This window comes from Flavobacterium commune (assembly GCF_001857965.1).
Lineage (GTDB): Bacteria > Bacteroidota > Bacteroidia > Flavobacteriales > Flavobacteriaceae > Flavobacterium > Flavobacterium commune.
This window is the reverse complement of the sequence record NZ_CP017774.1, coordinates 1,370,640-1,390,404: the sequence shown is the minus strand read 5'-3', so window position 1 is coordinate 1,390,404 and position 19,765 is coordinate 1,370,640. Positions and strand designations below refer to the sequence as shown.

The 19,765-nt window shown below is 33.0% G+C and carries 19 protein-coding genes; 12 read left to right on the top strand and 7 right to left on the bottom strand.

The features are described from left to right. Window positions 1-159 precede the first annotated feature (159 nt). From BIW12_RS05805 to BIW12_RS05785, 5 genes are all read right to left on the bottom strand, one after another. The gene (locus BIW12_RS05805; RefSeq protein WP_071184233.1) at window positions 160-663 is read right to left on the bottom strand and encodes an outer membrane beta-barrel protein; all 504 of its coding nucleotides are present in this window, start codon (window positions 661-663) and stop codon (window positions 160-162) included. Window positions 664-947: 284 nt separating this feature from the next. Continuing rightward, a complete protein-coding gene (locus tag BIW12_RS05800; RefSeq protein WP_071184232.1) occupies window positions 948-1,598 on the bottom strand; it encodes a response regulator in 651 nt (216 codons plus the stop codon). A gap of 12 nt (window positions 1,599-1,610) precedes the next feature. Continuing rightward, window positions 1,611-3,326 carry a sensor histidine kinase gene (locus BIW12_RS05795; RefSeq protein WP_198033453.1) on the bottom strand — a complete coding sequence of 572 codons (1,716 nt, stop codon included), beginning with the start codon at window positions 3,324-3,326 and terminating at the stop codon, window positions 1,611-1,613. A gap of 416 nt (window positions 3,327-3,742) precedes the next feature. Beyond that, window positions 3,743-4,240 carry a DUF6646 family protein gene (locus BIW12_RS05790; protein ID WP_071184230.1) on the bottom strand — a complete coding sequence of 166 codons (498 nt, stop codon included), beginning with the start codon at window positions 4,238-4,240 and terminating at the stop codon, window positions 3,743-3,745. 27 nt (window positions 4,241-4,267) lie between these two features. Then, a complete protein-coding gene (locus BIW12_RS05785) occupies window positions 4,268-4,993 on the bottom strand; it encodes a metallophosphoesterase (protein WP_071184229.1) in 726 nt (241 codons plus the stop codon). A 333-nt stretch (window positions 4,994-5,326) separates the two neighbouring features. Here BIW12_RS05785 and BIW12_RS05780 point away from each other — a divergent pair, with 333 nt between their 5' ends. Both BIW12_RS05780 and BIW12_RS05775 read left to right on the top strand, forming a co-directional pair. Then, window positions 5,327-6,409 carry a PAS domain-containing sensor histidine kinase gene (locus BIW12_RS05780; RefSeq protein ID WP_071184228.1) on the top strand — a complete coding sequence of 361 codons (1,083 nt, stop codon included), beginning with the start codon at window positions 5,327-5,329 and terminating at the stop codon, window positions 6,407-6,409. Beyond that, window positions 6,406-6,816, top strand: coding sequence for a response regulator (locus BIW12_RS05775; protein WP_071184227.1), 411 nt, complete (start codon window positions 6,406-6,408; stop codon window positions 6,814-6,816). Before BIW12_RS05780 ends, BIW12_RS05775 begins: the two co-directional genes overlap by 4 nt. 6 nt (window positions 6,817-6,822) lie before the next feature. Here the strand turns inward: BIW12_RS05775 and BIW12_RS05770 are convergent, their stop codons facing one another. After that, entirely contained in the window at window positions 6,823-7,962 is a 1,140-nt protein-coding gene (locus BIW12_RS05770) for an ATP-binding protein (protein ID WP_071184226.1), read from the bottom strand. Window positions 7,963-8,051: 89 nt separating this feature from the next. On the opposite strand from BIW12_RS05770, the gene BIW12_RS05765 reads away from it, so the two are divergent. After that, on the top strand, window positions 8,052-8,864 hold the full coding sequence (locus tag BIW12_RS05765) for a DUF4382 domain-containing protein (RefSeq protein ID WP_071184225.1): 813 nt from the start codon (window positions 8,052-8,054) through the stop codon (window positions 8,862-8,864). A gap of 59 nt (window positions 8,865-8,923) precedes the next feature. On the opposite strand, the gene BIW12_RS05760 is transcribed toward BIW12_RS05765, so the two are convergent. Then, a complete protein-coding gene (locus BIW12_RS05760) occupies window positions 8,924-9,676 on the bottom strand; it encodes an SDR family NAD(P)-dependent oxidoreductase (protein WP_071184224.1) in 753 nt (250 codons plus the stop codon). A gap of 381 nt (window positions 9,677-10,057) precedes the next feature. On the opposite strand from BIW12_RS05760, the gene BIW12_RS05755 reads away from it, so the two are divergent. From BIW12_RS05755 to BIW12_RS05715, 9 genes are all read left to right on the top strand, one after another. Further along, window positions 10,058-11,062, top strand: a complete 1,005-nt coding sequence (locus tag BIW12_RS05755; RefSeq protein ID WP_071184223.1) for an AAA family ATPase — start codon at window positions 10,058-10,060, stop codon at window positions 11,060-11,062. A gap of 79 nt (window positions 11,063-11,141) precedes the next feature. After that, on the top strand, window positions 11,142-12,005 hold the full coding sequence (locus BIW12_RS05750; RefSeq protein ID WP_071184222.1) for a DUF58 domain-containing protein: 864 nt from the start codon (window positions 11,142-11,144) through the stop codon (window positions 12,003-12,005). Window positions 12,006-12,099: 94 nt separating this feature from the next. Beyond that, on the top strand, window positions 12,100-12,459 hold the full coding sequence (locus tag BIW12_RS05745) for a four helix bundle protein (RefSeq protein WP_071184221.1): 360 nt from the start codon (window positions 12,100-12,102) through the stop codon (window positions 12,457-12,459). Between the two features lie 89 nt (window positions 12,460-12,548). Continuing rightward, entirely contained in the window at window positions 12,549-14,177 is a 1,629-nt protein-coding gene (locus BIW12_RS05740) for a hypothetical protein (RefSeq protein WP_071184220.1), read from the top strand. Beyond that, a complete protein-coding gene (locus tag BIW12_RS05735; RefSeq protein ID WP_071184219.1) occupies window positions 14,177-15,178 on the top strand; it encodes a vWA domain-containing protein in 1,002 nt (333 codons plus the stop codon). The genes BIW12_RS05740 and BIW12_RS05735 overlap by 1 nt, the downstream gene beginning before the upstream one ends. A gap of 90 nt (window positions 15,179-15,268) precedes the next feature. Further along, complete coding sequence (locus BIW12_RS05730) at window positions 15,269-16,303, top strand: VWA domain-containing protein (protein ID WP_071184218.1); 1,035 nt, start codon at window positions 15,269-15,271, stop codon at window positions 16,301-16,303. A gap of 60 nt (window positions 16,304-16,363) precedes the next feature. Then, on the top strand, window positions 16,364-17,119 hold the full coding sequence (locus tag BIW12_RS05725; protein ID WP_071184217.1) for a tetratricopeptide repeat protein: 756 nt from the start codon (window positions 16,364-16,366) through the stop codon (window positions 17,117-17,119). 105 nt (window positions 17,120-17,224) lie between these two features. Beyond that, on the top strand, window positions 17,225-18,973 hold the full coding sequence (locus BIW12_RS05720) for a BatD family protein (RefSeq protein WP_071184216.1): 1,749 nt from the start codon (window positions 17,225-17,227) through the stop codon (window positions 18,971-18,973). Window positions 18,974-19,020: 47 nt separating this feature from the next. Beyond that, window positions 19,021-19,764, top strand: coding sequence for a tetratricopeptide repeat protein (locus tag BIW12_RS05715; RefSeq protein ID WP_071184215.1), 744 nt, complete (start codon window positions 19,021-19,023; stop codon window positions 19,762-19,764). Window position 19,765 lies beyond the last annotated feature (1 nt).

Here is a 19,765-nt window from a genome sequence, read left to right as displayed (position 1 = left end):
CAGGAAATAATTCGGTTTTAAAATAAAATCTCTCAGGCATAGGTTTTGCAAAAGCTGTTTTTAATAACGGTTGTCTAAAAGAAAAGACAGTAACCAACGGATTTTTAGAATGTAATTTGCTTTTTTAGGCTGCATTTTTAACAGATTGTTTTGTGAACCTTAGAATTTGTATGTAATTCCAATTTTCCCACCACTGGTTGCATTTCCGCCACCTAATTCTAAATTAATACCTAAGTTATCATTGAAAAAGTAGCGTCCTCCAATTTGTGCTCCAAGTCCAATATCTGAAGCATCATTTGCCTTGTAAGCCTCATTTTCATAATTCCAGATGTAATAATTAAGCCCCAATCCTGCATAAAAATCCCATTTGCTTGAAATTTCCAGTACACGGTTAAAATGATAATTACCATTAATACCAATACCTGTTACTGAAGATTTATATTTAGAATTTCCAAAATGTTCGCTTTTTGAGCGATAGGATAATTCTCCTCCTAAAGTAATATCTTCATGGATGCCATAATCGAGACCAACATAAACAGGTGTTCCCCATCCTGAGGTTCCTAAACCTGCATTTAATTGGATGTGTCCTTTTGTTAATCTTCCTTGCGCTAAGGTGCTAAGAGTAATGAAGCTGAATGTTAATAATAGGATGCTTTTTTTCATGATTTTAATACGTTTAATTTTGTTTCATAATCCAAACTTCGACTTTTTTACAAATCAATTAATTGCGTATAATCGCATACAATTAGTTGGTTGTTTTTTGAGTACATTGAGTTTGATAGTACAAATATAAACGCAGTAAAATCAACGCTTTGTAGTGGATTTAGTAATGATAAGTAGAATTATTTCTACAAGGAGTTAAAAAAAAAACAGCTATCAAATTATTGATAACTATTTTGGGTTTTTGAAACGAAGACTAAAATTTTGATGAAGAAAAAAAGGTTTTATTATTTTTCATCATCATTATACAAACGAAAAAGTTCGATAAGAGCTGCCAGATTATCGATTTCTAATTTTTCAAAAATTCGGTTTTTAAATGTACTGACAGTTGTTTTTTTGATGTTTAAAAGATCGGATATTTCCAGGTTTCCAAGGCCTTTAATCAGCATTCTGGCTACTTCTAATTCCCGATTGGATAATTGTTCAATAGGATTGATGGGTGATTTAGTGATATAAGAATCTAAAATTCGGTCTTTTACGTTTTGAGTTAAGTATTTTCCGGATAAAATCATGCTTGTTAAAGCTTGTTTCATTTCATCTTCGGAACTGCCTTTGTTCAGATAACCTGAAGCACCAGAGTTTAAATAACGCAAAGCATAAATATCTTCATTGTAGGCAGTGAAAATTAAAATTTTAATTTCGGGTTGAATGGTTTTAATATCCTTGATAATATTGATGCTGTTTCCTTCGGGGAAATTAATGTCTAAAATCAAAAGATCAATTTTAGTTTCGTTTAAAATTTTGAAAGTATCTTTAAAGTTTCCTGACTTGTAAATTTTAGGACTTAAAAACAATTCGTTAATAAGCATCGAAATTCCTTGTCTTACAATACTGTGATCATCAGTAATTAAAAAGCTGTAATTGTTTGATAATTTCATAATGTTTTTAATTTAAACCTTGCTCAATATTAAATTGAATTTTACAGTTGTTCCTTTACCTTTTTGGCTTTGAACGCTGATTTCTCCATCAAACAATTCAACTATTTCTTTGCATAAATTTAATCCCAGACCCACACCTAAATCATTTACTTTTCCGGAAACCGTTCCCTGATAGTAGGATTCAAAAATATTTTCTAAATCATTTGGGTTAATACCCATTCCATCATCGGTTACTTCAACCTGAAGATTCATTTCATAATCGGAGCTGTTTTGGTTATTAATATTAACAATTATGTTGCCATTTTCGGTAAACTTGTTTGCGTTACCAATTATGTTGTAGAATAATTGATGAATTTTAGTCACATCAGTATATACTTCACAATCCGAATCGAGATTAGAAAGAATTTTTATTTTATTTCCTTTGACTTCTGCCAGAGCTGTCATGGATGAAATGATTTGGTATATTTCGGTTTTGAAAAAAAGATTTTTGTTTTTTAGCTCTAATTTCTTGTCTTCTTCTTTAGAATATTCTAAAATTTGATTGGATAACAGCAGCAATGAGTTCGTTGTAAATTCTATAGATTTAAAAGTATCTTTAAGTTCTTTTTCTTTGATTAAAGAACGCACTTTTCGGCTGTACATTGATATGATATTGAGTGGCGATCGTATCTCGTGACTAATCATACCGATGATTCGGTTTTTGAAAATCAAACTCTGACGAATTTGATTTTGAGCAGCTATTAATCTTTTTTCATATTCAAAAGTAAGATGGGTAAAACTTAGCAGAATAAGAGATACTATGAACATGATTACAATCAGGAACAGCAAGGAATAATTTCGGATAATTTTATTCGATTGGTATTGATTAATGATATTGTTTTCACTGCCCGTTTGAAGCAGGTCGGCCGAGTTTTTATAGTCCGAAATTACGGTTTGACTTATTTTTAATAATTCATTATTGAGTGTAATTAATTGGGCATCTTTGCTTTCTAATTCCAAAAATGTTTTCTTTAAATTAAGAAATTCATTTTGGTAATAGTTGTTGGTTTTATTAAAAACTGTTTTTAACTGATCTTCGATACTTCCGGTAATTACCTTGTCTTTGTATTTCATTGTCACAACTGTATTGAGTTGTTCTTTTTGAACATTAAGTCTTCCTGCAAAAGCGTCTCCCAGTCTGGCCAGTAAACCTTTTCTGGAAATACTATCGACTTTGATGTAAGAATCGGTTTTAACGCTGTCCAGTATTTTTTTAGATTCGAATTTTGTCAATTTAAAAAGATTCGAATTCTCATCATGATTTTTATTTGTTTGGTTGTTGATAATAGAATCAATAGTCGCTTTTAAGGCTACAATCTGAGTTTGTGTTTGGTCTTTTTTTGAAATTATTTTTTTATAAACACCTTTTTCATTGCCCAGAATTTGTAAACTGTCTAATAAACGATTGACGTTGTTTAATGAAGAAGAATATTTTTGAAAGTTATTTTCATCTTTATCATTAAGATAATTGCCAAAATGTTCCTGCGATTTAATTAAAGAATTGTTTACAAGGTACGTGTAGTTAATTATCTTTTTTGAAGAAGCAATATCTTCAATAGTATTGGATAATTTGGTTTCATTTTTTGTTTCGTTATACCAGATGATGATTGCTGTAATTTGCAATAAAATAACACAAGCCAATAAGGTATAATGAATGATTTTTCTATGTTCAAATTTTAATTTTTTCAAATAGAAAGTACGTGATGCAGAAGGTGTTTTGATCAAAGCTTATTTAATATTAAAAAGAATTATTAAGAAATAGCGGTTGTTTTTTAACGGCAATTTTTAAAAAATAGAACTTATTAATTGTTTCTCATTTGGTAGTTATTTAGTAGTAATTAAGCATTTGTCAGACAAAAAAGTTTAACTAAACAAGAGATCCATATTAAATAATTAAAAGGAAAGTTTTAAAAGTAGATTTGGGCAAATCTTTAAATTTATAAAAAAGATTTTTTCTTTTTATACGGTACAAAATTAGGTTTATTCTTTACAAACGATGTAAAACATTATAAAAACCAGTGTAGAATTAATTCTACACGAGTTTTTTTAAGAGATTAGTGTTGGTATTTTGACCGGAAAAAAATTAGTGTGTTGCAATAAGGAGTTTATAAATTGAAAGAAGCTCCAATATTAAATACAAACTGATTATTTAATCGTTCAAATCCGCTGGCTTCTGGTTTGTATTTAGCAATAGGAACGCCTATTTCGCTAACAATCCCAAAACCATCCGTAAAGAAATAACGGATACCCAAATGCGCTCCAAAATTTCGAATTCCTAAATCCAGTCCAGGGTAGATATCAACTTTTTCGTCTATGTTAAACACATTGCCCAGATTAGCATTAAAACGGGCTTTGATGTCAATTCGATCCCCAAAATCAGGTTTTTCTCCCAGATTGTTTTTGCTTACAGACAATAGGTAAGAAGTTACTACTCCAACAGAAATATTCTCTCCCAGTCCATAATCGTTTGAAAGACGAATTCCCGAACCTCCGTTTTGAATATTGGCGGCAATGTCAAATTTAATATCTCCTTTTCCTTTATAGGCTTGCGCATTAATTAGGCAGCTAAAAGCTAATAAGACTAAGCTAAATGTCTTTTTCATAAGAATGTTTTTTTTATGCAAATGTACTTAATTTCTTCCTTTTTCCTCAAAATATAATTGATGTAATGGTTCACTTTGCCAGAATTCTTTGGTGTCAATGTCCATAATGGTTAGTGGGCCTTTGAAAGCGGCTCCTGTATCGATATTCCAAATACAGGCTTTGTTTACGGGAATTGTTTTTCCAATTCGGGAAACAGGTGTGTGACCAATGTAAATTTCGTTATATATGCTAAGTCTTTTAGGGTATAATAAATTAGTAGTACTCATGTTTTCGTCTAAGGCCAAAGCCGTTTCCCATAAGGTTCTGTCCCAATAAAATAATCTCGGGAAGTATTCATAATTAACTCCGTTCATATTGGTAAATCCTGCATGAATAAATAGTCTTTGTTGGTCGTCGAGGTAATAATCTTTTAGCGATTGTAAAAATTCAATATGGATTTGTTTGATTTCTTTGCTTACTTTCTCATAGGCTATTACTGTCGCTTCGCCACCATGATCGTACCATAAAAGATTATCAGTACTGTCTTTTAACCAGTGCAATAACAGTTCATCATGATTTCCTCTAATGAAAACACAGTCGTTTTTTGTATTTAAATCAATTAAATAATTGAGTACTTGTGGCGATTGACTCCAGCCATCAACATAATCCCCCAGAAAGATGAGTTTGTCTTTTTCGGTAACTTTAGCTCTTTCCATAATTTGATGCAAGGCACGTAAACCTCCATGAATGTCTCCTATTACTAATGTTCTCATTTTTTTGAAATCTGCATTTATTCCGTAATTTAATAAAAAATGTTTTAAGAAAGAGAAAGCAAAGGATTTTTTAATGTATCAGTTTGTAAAAAAATGTGGAATGGATAAAAAAACAGGATAAGATATTATTTATATTTTTTTAAAAAAACTATTTGTTTTTGTAGAATTTCATATACTTTTTTGTAGTTTTATACTGTATTTTAGTATTTGCATAGAAATATTTTTAAGTCTAGAATATGTTAAGGATTTTGCCTGGTACAGTTTTGCCGTGGGTTAAAAAATAAAATATTTCAGGGAAGATTTATATAAATTAAGTTTAAGTGGTATTTACAAATGAAAAAAGAACTCTCTGATTACAAACATGCTCTAGATGAATCAGCTATTGTTGCCATTACTGATCAAAAAGGTATAATAATACATGCAAATGATAATTTTTGCAAAATTTCTAAGTTCAATAGAGAAGAATTAATAGGTAAGGATCATAGGATTATTAATTCTGGTTTTCATTCTAAAGATTTTATTAAAAATATATGGACTACTATAGCCAAAGGGAAGATTTGGAAAGGAGAATTAAAAAATAAGGCTAAAGATGGAACTACTTATTGGGTAGATACTACTATTGTCCCTTTTTTAAATGATAAAGGCAAGCCATATCAATATATTGCAATTCGTTCGGATATTACGGATAGAAAAAAAGCAGAAGAAAATCTGATTAGATATTCTTCTGCTTTAGAAATAATGAACAAACAGTTGGTTGATTTTTGTAACATTGTTTCACATAATTTAAGAGCACCATTAACTAATATCGCAATGTTAGTAGATTTCATCGAGCAGAGCAAAAATGAAGAGGAGCGAAAGGAAATTCAAGTAAAAATAAAACCGGTAATTAATCATTTATTGGAAGTTTTTAATGAATTAGTAGAATCTATTCAAGTGCAGCAGGATGCCGGAATTAAAATTGATGAGATTATTGTTGAAGAAATTTTAGAAAAGAATTTGAACTTATTTGTAACTCAAATTAAAAAATATGAGGTTACTGTTAAAACAGAATTAGTAGGTGTTTCTAAAATATATTTTCCGCAAAAGTATATTGATAGTGTGTTAACTAATTTGATTAGCAATGCTTTAAAATATAGGTCCCCGGATAGAAAATTAGTTCTTGAAATTAAAGCGAAACAAGAAGAAGACAATTTTTTATTAACGGTTAGCGATAATGGTCTGGGTATTGATTTGGAAATGCATAATCATCATATTTTTAAGATTCGTAAAACCTTTCACAAGCATAAGGATGCAAAGGGCTTTGGTCTTTATTTGATTAAAACACAGGTAGAGGCAATGGGAGGCAGAATTTGGGTTGAAAGTAAAGTAGATGTAGGAACAACTTTTTTTATAGAATTTAAAAATTTAAAAATATGAAGACAATCAAGAATATGACATTAATAGATGATGATGACATTTTTGTTTTTTTAACCAAAAAAGCTATTGAAAGTACAAGTTTGGTAGAGTTAATCAGGGTTTTTGGTAATGGTCTGGATGCAATAAATTTTCTTAAAGAGCATCGTGAGGATTTAAATGCGTTGCCCGAAATCATATTGCTGGATCTTAGTATGCCTATTATGGACGGTTGGCAGTTTCTAGATCAGTTTACAACACTTGCGCCTAAAATTGATAAAAAAATAACGATATATATATGTTCCTCGTCAATTTCGCCGAGTGATGTGGAATTGGCTAAAAAAAATAATTTAGTCTCAGATTATATAATAAAACCAATAACAAAAGAGAAATTGATAGATCTGTTAAAAAATATTATTGAGGAGATTTAGATTTTATTATTGTACATCATATTTCATTTTTCGCAATACTCTCATGGCTTCTTTAAAGGATAAATAAACCGAAGGAAAGGGTTTTAGGTAGGGTTTGGCATCTATTAATTTTCTTTTGGCATCTTCAAAACCATTGAGATAGCAAATCATAAAAGTAGAAGGCAGGTTTTCGAGATCTTTTTGTTCCCGGCTACTGAGCTGCATTTCTTTTTTAAGCTTATTGATTAATGCCTGGTTGTTATTATAAATATGGAAAAGCATTTTTTTGTTGAACACAGGAGGTTGAAATAGCATTTTACTTTCTATTTTGTAATAGCCATTTTCGAAAAAATAAATCGTTTGCTGTTCCAGCGGATAATAACTGGTTTTGTCGTTTAATCCCAGCGGAACATATTCGGTAATGGTAAAAGTATCTTCGTCAAACGAAATAGTTACAACATCCTGAGCCGAATAAAACAATTTGATGTGTTCGTTAATGAGTTCAATATCTACGCGGGATAAGAAGGTTTTGTCCCGAACCGTTTTAGGAATTCCAGCCCAGCAAATAATAAACAACTCTTTGAATACTTTGTATTTTGGAGCCATGTCTTTGTGCCGGAAATTCATGAAATCAAAAACACCGTCAAGGGTATATTGGATATTGTTGCGCGAATTGTTTTCGAGATCAATTACCGTTTCGGTATTCAGGTAGTTTTTTTCAATTTTATCTTCGGTAGGTGTGGTGTTGCTTCCGCGTCGGATAAAAACACTATGGGCAGGAATGGTGTAAATCCCTTTTTTAAATGACGAAATTTTATTTTTAGGTTTAATTGTTACCAGTCCAATTACCTTATCTTTAGATAGATTGGGAAAAGGAACGTTTTCGTACTGAATTTTAGGCGGATTTTCTAAGTACGCATTGATTAAATTTTGAATATGGCTGTCGTCAAAAAAATCAACCCCTATAATTTGATTGTCCTGATCTTCGACCCCAACAACTATATAGGAATTGTTAGCAGGATTAGAATTAGACAAAGCGCAAATATGCTTTAAGAATTTTGCCTTGCCTTCTTTGGTATGCAAATTCAACTGGCGTTTTTTGTCATAAAAACTGTTTTCGTCGTTATGGGCCAATAAATTCTTTATTAATAATCGCTTGTTAATCATGGTTTATAGAACTAATTGACTGAGGAGACAATAATATTTCGTAAATTTAATCGTTAATAGATGAAGTTAAATTTTAATAACCGAAAGATATGAAAAAGATTAAATTTTATGTGTTAAGTTTTAGTTTAATAGCATTTGTGTGTTTGTCGTTAATTGGATGTAATGATAATGACGATAGTTCTCAGACAGCAAGAGTTATGGTACGTATGACGGATGCTCCCGGAGATTATGACGAAGTGAATATTGATGTTCAGGATATTATGATGAAGACTTCAATCGAGTCCGGAGATGAGGGCTGGGTAAGTATCGTGAGTGACGAATTTACTCCGGGAGTGTATAATCTATTGGATTTAACAGGTGGAGTAAGTCTTTTATTGGCTGATAATATAGTTCCTGCGGGATTTGTGGGACAAATTAGATTGGTTTTAGGAGAGGATAATACGCTTGTCAAAGGTGATGAGGTAATTGAATTGAATACGCCAAGTGCTCAACAGTCAGGGTTGAAGTTAATGGTAAATCAAACTTTGTTAGCAGGAGCTACCTATGAATTTCTTTTGGACTTTGATGTGGCTAAATCGATTGTAGAAGCAGGAAATTCAGGAATATACAATTTAAAACCGGTAATACGTGTTTCGACCACAGCAGTTTCAGGTGTAATAAAAGGAATGATTGATCCTGTGCTTGAAGGTTATCAGGTAGAAGTTTCGGTGCCTCTAGGCGATACAACCATTGCTGCTTTTGCTGATGAATCAGGCGCGTTTCAGTTAAATGGTGTGCCGGCAGGTACTTATACACTGACTTTAACTCCGGATGTGGCTTCCGGAAAAACACCTATTGTTGTCGAAAATGTGGTGGTTGTGAATGGAGAAGTTACTAATGTAGGTTCGGTTGCATTCGAATAAAAAGTTATAGAATTTTATAAAAAAAAACAGCTCCAATCCGGAGCTGTTTTTTTATGGAATTAATCTCGTTGAATAATAGTTGCCGAACCCTGAGCTGTACACATGACGACTAAATCAGATATGTTAACATGATAAGGTCTTGAAATTACAAAATGAATGATATCAGCAATATCTTCCGCTTTTAGAGGTGTGAAACCTTTATAAACATTGGCGGCTTTTTCGGTATCCCCTTTAAAACGAACTTCACTAAATTCGGTTTCTACCAGTCCCGGATGGATGGCTCCAACCCGAATTCCATAAGGATTCAAATCCATTTTCATGCTTTTATTGATAGCATCAACAGCGTGTTTGGTGGCACAATAGACATTTCCGTTAGGATAAACTTGTTTGGCTGCGGTAGAACCTATATTGATAATGTGTCCTGATTTTTGAGCAATCATTTTTGGGATTATTGCTTTCGACACATACAAAAGTCCTTTGAGATTAATATCAATCATGGCTTCCCAGTCGTCAATATTTCCCTCCTGAATAGGATCCAGACCATGAGCATTTCCTGCATTGTTGATTAAAACATCAATTTTGGAGAATGATTCAGGTAATGAGTGGATACTTTCAAATACGGCATTTTTATCACTAATATCAAATGAAAGAGAGTGGGTATTGGTAAATTGACTCAACTCTTTTTCAAGTTCTGTCAATCGATCCTGACGTCTTCCGCAAAGGATAATATTGTAATTATTTTGGGCTAAAAGTTGGGCGGTTGCTTTGCCAATTCCGCTGCTGGAACCAGTAATTAATGCTGTTTTATTCATGATTTTTTAATGGATTGGATTTCTTAAAAACCTCAGAGTGACCGGATACTTGGTGAGAGCTCAATTTAAAAGCATTTTTCTTTTTTAGATTAATTAAAAAGAGTGATAAGGTGAAAAACACTGTGATTTATAAGTTATTTAATTTGTGGCGATTAGCTTTTTGTTTTGAGTGTTTTTTGATGGAATAAAATCAATCTGTTAGACTTTTAAAAGTATAATTCTTAAAGTTCTTAAAATTATGGAAATTGTATCATAATTCGTCCTTAAAATTGCAGTATTGGCAGAAGTTTTAACCATTTTTTAACATCTTACCTTTAAAAAAAAATTCAATTTGCACTCTCAAAACTAAGGCATTAAATTCAAGGGATTAAAAATAATTTTATGGAAGAGAATACAGCGACTTTAGACATTAGAGCAATCAATGAAAAGATAGAAAGAGAGAGTGCTTTTATAGACCTTCTTACTATGGAAATGAACAAGGTGATTGTGGGTCAAAAGCACATGGTTGAACGATTATTGATTGGATTATTAGGACAAGGACATATTTTGCTGGAAGGTGTTCCGGGATTAGCTAAAACTTTAGCGATTAATACGCTTTCTAAAGCGGTTCATGGTTCTTTTAGTCGTATCCAGTTTACGCCGGATTTATTACCTGCCGATGTTGTAGGAACAATGATTTACAACATTAAGCAAAATGAATTCTCGATAAAAAAAGGACCTATTTTTGCTAATTTCGTTCTGGCCGATGAGATTAACCGTGCTCCGGCTAAGGTACAATCGGCATTATTAGAGGCCATGCAGGAAAAGCAGGTTACTATTGGCGATACTACTTTTAAATTAGAAAAACCTTTTCTGGTTTTAGCTACACAAAACCCTATCGAACAGGAAGGAACCTATCAATTGCCAGAAGCACAAGTCGATCGTTTTATGTTGAAAACAGTAATCGATTATCCTAAAATGGATGAAGAGCGATTGGTAATTCGTCAAAATTTAAGTGGAAGTTACGACAAGGTTAATCAAGTCGTTTCTATTGAGCAAATTTTACGTGCGCAGGAAGCAGTGCGAGAAGTGTATATGGATGAAAAAATCGAGAAATACATACTTGATATTATTTTTGCAACCCGTTACCCTGAGAAATATAAATTAGCTGATTTAAAACCATTAATCAGTTTTGGTTCTTCGCCACGTGGAAGTATCAATTTAGCTAATGCGGCTAAATGTTATGCTTTTATCAAACGCAGAGGCTATGTAATTCCTGAGGATGTTCGCGCAGTTGTTCATGATGTATTGCGTCATAGAATTGGTGTTACTTATGAGGCCGAAGCTGAAAATATCAGTTCAGTTGACATTATCAACAAAATCATTAACGAAGTAGAGGTGCCTTAAAAAGATTTTAGATTTTAGATTACTGATTTTAGATTTCAGATCTGAAATCAGCAATCGTTAATCAACAATCAACAATCGAATGGATACAAAAGAGCTTTTAAAAAAAGTACGAAAAATAGAAATCAAAACCAGAAGATTGAGTGATCACATCTTCTCAGGGGAATATCATACTTCTTTCAAAGGGCGTGGAATGACTTTTAGCGAGGTGCGTCAATACCAATATGGAGATGATATTCGAAATATTGATTGGAATGTTACCGCCCGTTACAATGAAGCCCACGTAAAAGTTTTTGAAGAAGAACGAGAATTAACCATGATGCTAATGGTGGATATTTCGGGTTCGGAGAGTTTTGGTTCTAAAAATCAATTTAAAAAAGACATCGTAACAGAAATTGCTGCAACGATGGCTTTTTCGGCTACACAAAACAATGATAAAATCGGCTTGATTTTATTTTCGGACCAAATCGAATTGTATATTCCGCCTAAGAAGGGAAGGTCGCACGTTTTGCGTATCATTCGTGAGTTAATCGAATTTGAACCAAAAAGTCATAAAACCGATATTGCCCAGGCATTAAAATTCTTGTCGAGTACTCAAAAAAAGAAAGCCATTGTTTTTATGATTTCCGATTTTATGTCGGATGATTATGAGCAAACTTTGAAAATTGCCGCTAAAAAACACGACCTAACAGGAATTCGCGTCTACGATATTCGTGAACAAAAAATGCCAAATTTAGGAATGGTTCCCATGCTGGATGCCGAAACGGGAGAAATGCAATTGATCGACACCGGTTCTAAGGTAGTTCGAATGAATTATGAAAAATATTATCATGACCAGCTGAATTATTTCAAAGAAACCTTCAGTAAATCAGGTTCTGGCGTAGTAAATACAAGGGTTGACGAAAGTTACGTAACCAAATTATTGGGTTATTTTAAATCGAGATAATAATTAACGATTGAAGATTAACGATTTTTGATTTCAGATTTGGTTGGAATAGAGAATTAGTATTCAAATTTTTTGAACTAAAATAGTATTAGAAATGAATAAACAAGAACTGGAGGATAGATTGATAGATTTTGCTGCAATTATAATAATTGTTGCTGGTAATTTTGAAAAAAATTATGCGGGAAATCATTTAGCAGGTCAAATTATTCGTTCGGGAACATCTCCTGCTTTAAATTATGGAGAAGCTCAAAGTGCAGAAAGCAGTAAGGATTTTATTCATAAAATGGGAATTTGTTTGAAAGAATTAAGAGAAAGTTTTGTTTGTTTAAAAATTATTGAAAAAGCGAATTTAACAACAGATTTGAAGAATTTATCGGTTGCAAAAATAGAAGCCAATGAGTTAATTTCTATTTTCGTCGCAAGTATTAAAACAGCTAAATCAAATATTAAATAAAATGATGGAACGGTTTCGTGAGAAATCTGAAATCAAAAATCGTTAATCTTCAATCAAAAATCATTTTTTTTCAAGCGAAAAATTATATAATGAAAAAATTAATATTCTTCTTATTACTACTGATCTCTACGGGCATTTTTGCACAAAAAAGAGTAGAAACCAGTATCGATACTACAAAAAATAAAATAGGTGCCGAGTTTAAATTAACACTAAAAACATCGGTGGACACCTTGTCTAAGGTGATTTTTCCAAATTTAAAGAACTTCGGAGCACTTGAGGTAATTCAGTCTTATCCTGTTGATACAGTAAAAAATAACGACCGTTATGAGTTAATTAAAAGATACGGCTTGACTCAATTTGATTCGGGACGTTATGTAATTCCCAGTGTCAAAGTACTTATCAATAACAAAGCCTATCAAACTCAGTCGATTGCTGTTGAGGTAGCCAATGTTCAGGTGGATACTTTAAAACAAAAAATGTATGACATTAAGGATATTCAACCGGCTAATGAATCTATTGGCAACTGGTGGAAATATCTTTTAGGATTTTTGCTCATTCATATAATTGCGGCGGCTGTATATTTCTTTTTAAGACACAAACAAAAGAAAAAAATAGAAGAAGAAGTTTATAAAACACCTATTGAAAAAGCCACAAGTTTGTTGAATAACCTGGAAAAGAAAGAACTTTGGCAAAAGGGTGAAATAAAAGAATATTACAGTGAATTGACCGATATTGCCCGAAATTATATCGAAGAAGCAATCGAAATTCCGGCGATGGAAAGTACAACATCGGAGTTGATAGCAGGTTTAAGAGCGGCTTCGGTGAGAAAGAAAATGACGCTTACACCCGAAACTATTGTAAATCTGGAAAGAGTTTTAAAACAGGCCGATTTGGTGAAATTTGCCAAATCTAAACCTTTGGAATTTGAAATTACCGAAGACAGAAATAAAATCCAAAAAGCAATTTTAACCTTAGACAGTTCAATTCCTGTAGAAGTTCCTGTAGAAGAAGATGTGTTGTTGAACGAGGCGCAAAGACAAAAACAAATTGCAATTCAACTAAAGAAAAAAAGAAGACAAAATATTATTACAGCCGTTGCAACAGTTGTTTTTCTGTTAATGGCAACTACTATTTTCCTGATGGTGACCAAAGGTTTTGATTATGTAAAAGACAATATTATTGGACATCCTTCAAAAGAGTTGCTGGAAGGCGAATGGGTAAAGAGTGAATATGGTAATCCGGCAATAAAAATTGAAACACCTAAGGTTTTAGTGCGTACCGATTTAGCTAAAACATTACCTAAAGAAGGCTTAGCATTAGTCAAAGAAATGCAGTCCTTTGTTTATGGTAGTTTGATAGATCAGTTTTATTTAATGGTTGCAACCTTTAAATATAAACAAGAAGGTCAGGTTGATTTGAAAAAATCAATGGAACTTTATTTGCAAACTTTGGAATCACAAGGCGCACAAAATATGATTGTGAAACAAGAGGATTATGAAACCAAAGAAGGTGTTTCAGGTTTAAAAGCTTATGGAACTTTTTCGAGAATCAATCCAATGACGAATGATAAAGAAAGAGTTTATTATGAAGTATTATTGTTTAGCCATGAAGGAGGATTGCAGCAAATTTTGATTTTACATCAGGAAGGCGATAAATATGCAAATGAAATTTCAGAACGAGTGTTAAGCTCTGTCGAATTAAAACAAGAAAGTAGATAATGGCAAAAATAACTTTTTTAAATCCGGAGTTTTTTTGGTTGTTTCTTTTGATTCCGCTAGCCATTATTTGGTTGGTTTTAAAAAGAAACCAGCAATCGGCAACTTTAAAAGTGAGCTCGATTAAAGGTTTTAAAACAGCACCCTCTTTATTGGCAAAATTAAAACCGTATTTGAATGTCCTTCGGTTATTAGCGTTAAGCTCCTTAATTGTTGCAATGGCAAGACCCCGAACGGTTGATATAAGCAACAAAACCAAAACCACTAAAGGAATTGATATTGTGATGGCGGTGGACGTTTCGGGAAGTATGCTTGCTAAGGATTTGAAGCCTAACCGTATGGAAGCTTTAAAAAGAGTGGCTATTGATTTTGTGGAACAAAGACCTAATGATCGAATAGGATTAGTAGTTTATGCCTCTGAAGCTTATACTAAAACTCCTGTAACCAGTGATAAACTTATTGTTGAAGAAGCCATTGCAAGTATCAAATACGACAATGTTCTGAAAGACGGAACCGGAATTGGGATGGGATTAGCAACAGCCGTAAACCGATTGAAAGACAGTCAGGCTAAGAGTAAGGTAATTATTTTACTGACTGATGGGGTAAACAATGCCGGTTTTATCGAACCTGAAACTGCAGCTGATATTGCGAAACAATACGGAATTAAAGTATATACTATCGGGATTGGGACAAATGGAATGGCAGAGTTTCCTTATGCAATAGGACCGAACGGACAGTTTTTGTTCCAAATGATGAAAGTAGAAATCGATGAGCGATTGATGCGAAGTATTGCCCAAAAAACTGATGGAAGGTATTTTAGAGCCACAAGTAACAGTAAATTAGAAGAGATTTACGCTGAGATTAATAAACTGGAAACTACTGAAATAGAAGAGTTGAAATTTTATGATTATGACGAAAAATACAGAGCCTTTGTATGGCTGGCAGGATTATTAGTTTTGGTCGAAATAGGATTAAGAAATACAGTTTACAGAAGCTTTATATAAAAAGATTTATGAATGAAGATTAACGATTTTTGATTTCTGATTTGTTGCTTTCTGCAATCAAAAATCGTTAATCAAAAATCAAAAATTATTATGGAATTAGACGAAAAAAAATATTTGTACTTACTTTTTATATTGCCTCTTGTGGTGTTGCTTTTCTTTTTTAATATGTATTGGAAAAGAAAAAAACAACAGGAATTTGGTGATTTAGAAATGGTGAAAAAATTAAGTCCGGAGCGTTCTGTTTTTAAGCCTGTTTTAAAATTAGTGGTGCTTTTATTGGCATTGTTAGGACTGATTATCGGATTGGTAAATCCTAAAATTGGGACTAAATTAGAAACAGTAAAACGAGAAGGAATTGATATTGTTTTTGCAATGGACGTTTCTAAAAGTATGCTAGCCGAAGATGTAGCACCCAATAGATTGGAAAAAAGCAAACAGCTGGTTTCACAAATTATCAACCAGTTAGGGAGTGACCGAATAGGGATTGTAGCTTATGCCGGAAGTGCTTTCCCGGTTTTGCCTATAACGACTGATTATAGTGTGGCCAAGATGTTTTTGCAAAGCATGAATACCGATATTGTTTCTTCAAGAGGAACCTCATTGGATGAAGCTATTAAATTGTCGGCAACTTATTTTGAGGAAAAAAGCAAAACTTCTAAGTTGTTGATTTTAATTTCAGATGGAGAAGACCATTCCGAAGGAGCACAGGAAGCCGCTGAAGAGGCTAATAAACAAGGAATGCGTATTGTTACTATAGGAATAGGAACGCCAAAAGGAGCAACGATTCCGTTAAAAAGAAATGGTGTTGTTGAAAGTTATCAAAGAGATCAAAATGATGAAGTGGTCATTACCAAATTAAATCAAGCCGATTTAGAAGCTATCGCAAAAGCGACTAAAGGTGGTTATGTAAGCGGTAATAATACCAAAGAAGTTGTGGAGTACATCAAAAAAACATTAGATAATATCCAGAAAACCGAATTTGAATCGACTCAGATGGCCGATTTCCAATCGCAGTTTCAATGGTTTTTAGGATTTGCCTTTGTGCTTTTATTTTTGGATTTATTCCTTTTAGAGAAAAAAACCAACTGGGTGAAGAAGTTAAACTTATTTAACGAAGAAAAATAGCCCACCGACTCCAAAAGGGGGAGGGAACAGAACTTAAAAGTTATAGTAACAAAATTAAACATGATTAAGAAATATTTCATATTGGTTTTCTTGTTTCTCCTTTGGGGGATTGGAGGCTTGTTTGCTCAGGAAAAAGACAAAACTTTGCCTAAAGCGAATGATGAATACAATGAAAGTAAATATGCCGATGCTGAGGCTGATTATCGAATATCGAATTCTAAATTCCCTAATCGTTCTGTAGCTCCGTATAATTTAGGAAATGCTATTTATAAGCAAAATCAAGCTTCTGAAGCCAAGTACGCTTATGCAAAAGCTTTAAAAAATGCGAGATCCCGAATTCAAAAATACAAAGCCTTGCATAATTTAGGAAACGTATTTATGAAAGAGAAAAATTATACTGAAGCGGTAGAAGCCTATAAAAATGCTTTGAGAAACAATCCTAAGGACGAGGAAACCAGATACAATTTTGCATTAGCTAAAAAAATGCTAAAAGAAAATCCCCCAAAAAACGATAAGAACGACAAAGACAAGAATAAAAACAAAGATAAAAATAAGGACAAGCAAGACCAGGATAAAAAAGACCAAGACAAGAAAGATCAGGATAAAAAGGATCAGGACAAGAAAAATCAGGATAAGAAAGACGGAAAAGACAAACAAGATCCAAATCAGCCGCCAAAACCACAGCCGGGAGGAATTTCTCCAGACCGTTTAAAAAATCTTTTGGATGCGGTAAACAATGAAGAAAAGAAAATTCAGGACAAGGTTAACGCTAAAAAAGTAAAAGGAAAATCGATTCAAACAGAGAAAGATTGGTAAAATAATTGAAGAATTTTCCAATTAGATAATCTACAGAAAACGATAGATAATTAAGATTTTAAAAATAATATAATATACTCCGTTTTAACTGGGAGAGGAACAAAAATGAAAAGATATTTAGTATTCCTATTGTTAAGTTTTCAGGGACTTTGGGCTCAGGTACAGTTTGAGGCCAAAGTAAGCAAGAACACGCTTGGTCTGAACGAAAGATTACAGGTTGATTTTTTCATGAATATTGATGGAGACAATTTTAACGAACCTTCTTTTGAAGGCTTTCGGGTTGTAGCAGGGCCTATGCAGCAAGTGAGCCAGTCATGGATAAACGGCAAGAGTTCTTTTGAAAAAATCTATACTTATTATTTGATTCCCAATCAAAAAGGAAGTTTAGTTATCAAACAGGCTACTATTGAATACAACGGAAAAGTATATAAAACTAATCCGGTAAGGGTGAATGTTACTAATGCTATTGAACAGCCCAGAGATCCTAATGACATTAGTGTTTCGGCAGATCATAATTTGTATTTAGTAGCCGATGTTTCTAAATCAAATCCATACATCAACGAGCCTATCACCTTGGTTTATAAATTGTATTTTAATAATATCGGAATCACAAATTCGGAAGAAGTAAATAAACCAAAATACAACGATTTTTGGAGTCAAAATATTGATGTTAAGCAGTTTGTTGTTGAAGAAGGAATGTTTAAGGGACAGAATTTCCGTTATATTGTACTTAAAAAAGTAGTTTTATATCCGCAAAAATCCGGAAAATTAACCATAGAACCGCTTTCGTTGGATATTGATGTGCAATTGCCTACCAATCGCAGAAATATGTTTGGACAAATGCTTATCAAAGAAGACCGTAAGAGGGTTTCTACCGGAGCTAAAACTATTTCGGTAAAAGCATTGCCCGAAGCCGGGAAACCTGCTGATTTTTCGGGAGCTGTAGGTAGTTTTGATTTTAGAGTTACGCCTACAAAAACCAGTCTTAAAAATGGTGAAAGCTTAGATTTAGTAGTAAGTGTAGCGGGTAAAGGGAATTTAAAATTATTTAATTTACCAAAACCTGAAGTGCCTAATGCTTTAGAGATGTATGATGCAGTGCATACTGAGCAGGTGAATACACCACTTTCGGGAATGACAGGAAAAATATCCGATAGTTATACCATTATTCCGCAATACAAAGGCGATTATCCTATAAAACCTTTGCAGTTCTCCTATTTTGATTTGAAAACAGGAAGATACAAAACCATTAGTTCGCAAGAAATTGTGGTAAGTGTTCTTGATGGGCCAACTCCTACTGATGCGGTTGTGGCTCAGTCCGGAAGTCAAAAAAATGCGGTGGTTGCTAATGAGCAATTCAAGTACATTAAGTTAGAAACTAAGTTAGAACCAATGGCAATGAAAGATTTCTTTGGATCTAAATTGTTTTACAGTTTGTTGCTGATTCCTTTTGGATTAATACCTGTAATTGTATTGGCTAAAAAGAAAAAAGAAGCTATTGATGGTGATGTCGTAGGAAACCGAATCAAGAGAAACAATCGTTTGGCGAAGAAGTATTTATCAGAAGCTAAGAAACAAATTAATAATAAGGAGCCGTTTTATGTGGCATTGGAAAAAGCCATGCACAATTTCCTGAAAGCTAAATTGCATATTGAAACCTCAGAGATGAGTAAAGATAATATCAAGGAAATTTTATTGTCTAAAAAGGCCAATCCGGAGGCTGTAAATGATTTTATCACGCTAACTGAAAATTGCGAGTTTGCCCGATATGCACCATCATCAAGTGCAAGTATTCAGAAAGATTATGAAAAAGCAGTAAGCATAATTTCGGATTTAGAAAAACAGCTTTCTTAAAAGATTAACCACCAAAGGACACTAAGAAGGCACAAAGAGCACAAAAAATGAAAAACATAGTTTATATAGTATTGTTAGTAAGCCAGATTTTCTTTGCTCAAAATAACTTTGACAAAGGAAATAGCTTGTACAAAAATGGTAAGTACGAACAAGCCATTGATGCTTATACATCCGAATTGACAGCTAAAAAACATTCGGCTGAGTTGTATTTTAATTTAGGAAATTGCTATTATAAGTTGAATAAAGTAGCACCGGCTATTTACAATTATGAGAAAGCTTTAGTGCTGAAACCTAATGATAGCGAGATTGCTAATAACCTGAAATTTGCTCAAAAACGTACTGTAGATGAGATAAAAGAAGTGCCTAAAGTAGGTTTTGCAAAATTGTTGCGTGATTTTACAGCTTTATATCATTACAATAGCTGGGCTTGGATTTCGGTTGCTTTTTCAGTTTTGTTTTTAGTTTCGTTTTTAGGATACTATTTTTCGGCTTTGACATTACACAAAAGATTGTTTTTTGCCGGAATGTTTGTGATGTTTTTGCTTTTATTGTTAAGTGTTGCCTCGGCTATTTTTGAGAAAAGCCACTTTAAAAACGAAAGACCGGCTATTGTTTTTGCCGAAATGACCGATGTAAAAAGTGAACCACAAAACAAGGGAGCCAGCGTTGTTATTTTGCATGAAGGAACCAAAGTTTTTGTAAAAGAAACAGTAGATAATTGGAAAAAAATTCAGTTAACTGACGGAAGTGAAGGCTGGATTGACAGTAATGCAATCAAAGAAGTAAAATAAA